2 protein-coding genes are annotated in these 832 nt (G+C 42.4%); both read right to left on the bottom strand.

Going from position 1 to position 832, the window contains the following annotated elements:
* Window positions 1-58: 58 nt before the first annotated feature.
* The gene (locus R7Q09_RS24860) at window positions 59-460 is read right to left on the bottom strand and encodes a GFA family protein (protein WP_005464047.1); all 402 of its coding nucleotides are present in this window, start codon (window positions 458-460) and stop codon (window positions 59-61) included.
* 266 nt (window positions 461-726) lie between these two features.
* Window positions 727-832, bottom strand: a 106-nt coding sequence (locus R7Q09_RS24855; RefSeq protein WP_318143786.1) for a DUF3012 domain-containing protein, incomplete at its 5' end; no start/stop codon positions are given.

Below are 832 nucleotides of genomic sequence, written 5' to 3'. Positions count from 1 at the left end.
AGTGGAATTTTAATCCGCGAGGCGTTGATATTCGCCCCGCGATAACAACGGATTTTCTCTAAAGTTTTGGCCCTGCTTCAAACTGGGTCAGGTTGTCGGTTATTTCTAACCACGGCGCTTTTGACGCCACGAAAATATGAAAGCTTGGTTTGTGAGATGGGGCATCATCCAACACACCTAAGCGAATATTGACGATTCCGTTATTCTTTTTCGAATACAAACTTGAGCCGCAATGGCGACAAAAACATAGCTCGGTATTTTCACTTTTCTGATAAGTTTGAATATCCTCTTTCCCTTGGATAATGAGCAACTTATCTAGAGCAATGCCGCCCGCCGATGAATAGTCAGAGCCAGTAAATTTTCGACATTCAGAGCAATGGCAATTGCCCATGTATTTGAATTCATCCGCCACTTCGAGTTTTACCTTGCCACACAGACATGAGCCTTTGAGTACTTCCATTTGAGTCCCTTTTTATTATGAACCTACGTGAGATTGGTGATGGTCTCGTCACCATGCCACCACAAGACGACAAATTAAAGACGGGTAACGCAGGTTTTCAAAAATGAAACGAAAATGTAAAAAGGGCTTTTCGGATACAAAAACACCAAGCAAGATGCTTGGTGTTTTCTTAATATTTTATTTAACCACGCCATCGCTCTTCATAAGAGACATCGTGTTAAGCAAGTTCAGTGCTTAGAAAATGCAGTGCTTAGAAAATGCAGTGCTTAGAAAATGCAGTGCTTAGTAAAGCTGGTTGCTTCGTTTGCTGTCCAGTCACCTTTTGGCTTGTCTTTCAAGCTCTCACACCATTGCTCGCTGCCAACACCATCT

The organism is Vibrio sp. 2130-1, assembly GCF_033339515.1.
Note: the sequence above shows the minus strand (reverse complement) of the source record. Positions and strands in the feature narration are given on the sequence as shown.